At 47.7% G+C, this 3,029-nt stretch carries 3 protein-coding genes; all 3 read right to left on the bottom strand.

All coding sequences use genetic code 11. The annotated features are described in order from the left end of the window. Nucleotides 1-110 precede the first annotated feature (110 nt). Nucleotides 111-1,475: a TrkH family potassium uptake protein gene (locus CAG68_RS14120; RefSeq protein ID WP_062730915.1), complete on the bottom strand. Its 1,365-nt coding sequence runs from the start codon at nucleotides 1,473-1,475 to the stop codon at nucleotides 111-113. Nucleotide 1,476: 1 nt separating this feature from the next. Continuing rightward, nucleotides 1,477-2,130: a potassium channel family protein gene (locus CAG68_RS14115; RefSeq protein ID WP_005375180.1), complete on the bottom strand. Its 654-nt coding sequence runs from the start codon at nucleotides 2,128-2,130 to the stop codon at nucleotides 1,477-1,479. 151 nt (nucleotides 2,131-2,281) lie between these two features. Continuing rightward, on the bottom strand, nucleotides 2,282-2,980 hold the full coding sequence (locus CAG68_RS14110; protein WP_086047254.1) for a response regulator transcription factor: 699 nt from the start codon (nucleotides 2,978-2,980) through the stop codon (nucleotides 2,282-2,284). Between the last annotated feature and the right edge of the window lie 49 nt (nucleotides 2,981-3,029).

The following is a 3,029-nucleotide window of genomic DNA, read 5'->3' as shown; positions in this document are numbered from 1 at the left end:
TTGTGAGAGAGACCGCCGTATACAGTTTCGTGGCTACAACGAGTACAAAAAGAGGAGCAGTTACTCCCCTTTTGCCTAGCCTTTTGCTCACTTTGTACGAGTTAGCCCATTTACCCTATTGCCAGTTTAGTGCTCGCGTAACGCGCTTTTTTCTTTCTTGGACTGGCTAAGAAGTACGCCAAAGTAAGGGGGCCTAATCGTCCCATAAACATCATGAAGATGATCACTAACTCACCTGGTTCGGACAAACTGCCCGTTAAGCCTCGCGATAACCCAACCGTACCCAGTGCCGAGACCGCTTCGAACATAATATCTAACATAGACGCTTTCTCTGTCAGTAACAGCGTGAATATGGCAAACCAAGTCACCCCCACCGAGATCAGAGTCAGCGCCAATGCCTTGCTGATGGTCTCTTTGGGAATCTCGCGTTGAAAGGCATAGGTTGCTTCATCGCGACGCAAATAGCTGTAAGTCGCCAAGACTAACACTATAAATGTCACAACTTTAATGCCACTTGCCGTACTCAATGATCCACCGCCGATAAACATCAACACCAGAATGATCGCCGTTGTGGCATCTTCCAACTGATCGATAGCTAAAGTGTTGAACCCTGCCGTTCTTGGCGTCACCGCTTGAAACCACGATGCCCACCATTTCCCTGCTTCGCTCAACGGGGCAAGCGTGTTGGGGTTGTCATATTCAATCAGATAAATCGCGATAAGTGCCACCACGTTAATGATCATCGTGCCTAAGATCATCATTCGACTGTAAACGGTGAGTCGATGCCAACGGCGATTGCGTTTTAAGTCAATCCAAACCGAGAAGCCTAAACCACCAATAATGAACAAACTGGTAATGGTGAAGTTAACGACCGGGTCGTCCACGTAAGGCATTAAGCTATCGGCACTCAACGCAAAACCTGCATTGTTAAACGCACTGATGGTGTAGAAGAAACCATGGAACAAACTGGTTTCCCAGCCTAGCTCTTCACTCCAATAAACGCTCAAAATAGTGAAACCAATAAGTTCAACGAGCAGAGCGAACATCAATACAGATTTAGCAGTGGCAATGAGTGTCGATGAATCAGTCTGGTTGAACGCCTCTCTCGCGACTGCTCGCTCCAAAAAGCCAATTTTTCCGCCCAGAGCCAGCAAGGTCACGATAGCAAACGTCATCAAACCTAGGCCACCACATTGAATCAGGAAAGCAATAACCACTTGCCCAAAAGGCGTAAACGCCGTGCCCGTGTCCACCACAACTAATCCCGTCACCGTAATGGCCGATGTTGCTGTAAACAGGCTTTGAATCCAAGTGATGGGCTCTGTGGTGGCAATCGGCAGTTTGAGTAAGACCGTGCCGAGCATGATCAAGCACGCAAAGCTGAGGCTAAGTATTAATGGCGGTGCGCCCAACAATTTTTTGCCCGCTTTGGGTTTTCGCTCGATTGGGATAACAGAGGGATGCCACAAAACCATGTTACACCAACCTTGGAGCGACGTATTTCAGCTCAGCGCGACTACCGCAAAGCAACAGCGTGTCGAACTCATTAAGCACAAACTCATCATTGATATTGGTGTAGACGGCTTCTTCGCGCTTCACCAAGATAGGCTGAATGTTGTAACTGCCTCGGCTGATCAACTTAGAAAGCGGCGTATCGTGCAGATTGGATTTAACGTGGATTTCCACCACATACAAACCATGCCCCATTTCCAAATAGTTGTTCACCATCGGATAGTTGAGTGCCTGCGCGACTCTTACGCCCATCTCCTCTTCCGGATGAATAATGCGTTGTACACCAAGCTTAGACACGATGGTGTGGTGTGCTTTGGTGCTCGCTTTGACCCAAATAGATTTCACACCCAGATTTTTCAGCGCCAGCGTACACAACAAACTGGCTTGCATGTCTTCGCCAATCGCCACCAACACCACATCACTGTTCGCTAACGCTAACTCTCTGAGTGCACCTTCGTCTGTTGCGTCACATATGACCGCTTGCGTTAACTCTTCGACGTATTTTTCGACGATTTTCGGGTCGCTATCCACCCCCGTTACGGTGTGTCCAAGATGAATAAGTTCTAAGCTGGCGGCAACGCCAAATCGCCCTAAACCAATTACTGTAAAGTGAGCCATATCAATACCTAACTGTGTTTTATGTATAGAAAATGCTAATGCGTTAAGGGCTAGACTGATTTTCCGTCGCGGAAAATAGGCAACACGAATCCTGTTCGAGTGCTGATAACCAGCACTAAACCTTGGCATTAACGTTGATTAAATTTGGAATTTAGTGGTGCTTGGACGTCTCAAGCACTAAACGATAACCCAGCCCCGGCTCGGTTTTTAATAGCCGCTGTTCGTCAGCACTATCGTTCAGTTTTTTGCGTAGTTGACTCACTAGCACGCGTAAGTAGTGAGTATCTTCGACATGACTTTTTCCCCAAATCACCGCTAGCAAATGAGTTTGCTCAATGAGTTTTCCCGGCTTGAGAATCAATTGTTCAATGAAAGAAAACTCTTTCTTGGTGAGTGGAATTTCCCTCTGATCCAACCAAAATTGGTGAGTGCTTTTGATGATTTTGACTCGGCCAGCCACCAGCTCATCAGCGATGGATTGCTCATCCACCAAATCTCGAACCAGCACTTTGATGCGCGCGATGAGCTCTTTTACGCCAAAAGGCTTGCTCAAGTAATCATTCGCGCCCGCTTCTAAAAGGCGGATTTTTTCCTCTTCTTGATCGCGAGCCGTCAGCACTAGCACTGGCGTTTTATACGTCTGACGAAGCGTAGTGAGAAACTCCTTCCCATCGCCGTCGGGCAAGCCTAAATCTAGCAGAATGACGTGCGGCGAATGTGCTTCGAAACACGCTTTGGCTTCTGCAATGGTACTCGCGCCAATGTAATCAAACCCTTCAGCAGACAGCGAAATTCGAATAAAGGTATGAATGCGAGGCTCATCGTCCACGACTAAAACTTTGTAACTCACGCCTGCTCTGCTCCTTGATTGAGTGGAAGTAGAATGCGGATCAGCGTCC

It is taken from the genome of Vibrio sp. V42_P2S4T144 (assembly GCF_009904715.1).
In the GTDB taxonomy this organism is placed as follows: domain Bacteria; phylum Pseudomonadota; class Gammaproteobacteria; order Enterobacterales; family Vibrionaceae; genus Vibrio; species Vibrio alginolyticus.
The sequence above is the reverse complement of the archived record's forward strand: the minus strand, read 5'-3'. Positions and strand labels throughout refer to the sequence as shown.

Coding starts and splice junctions, on each gene's coding strand:
- CAG68_RS14120 (WP_062730915.1), bottom strand. CDS start 1,475: ATGGTTTTGTGGCATCCCTCTGTTATCCCAATCGAGCGAAAACCCAAA.
- CAG68_RS14115 (WP_005375180.1), bottom strand. CDS start 2,130: ATGGCTCACTTTACAGTAATTGGTTTAGGGCGATTTGGCGTTGCCGCC.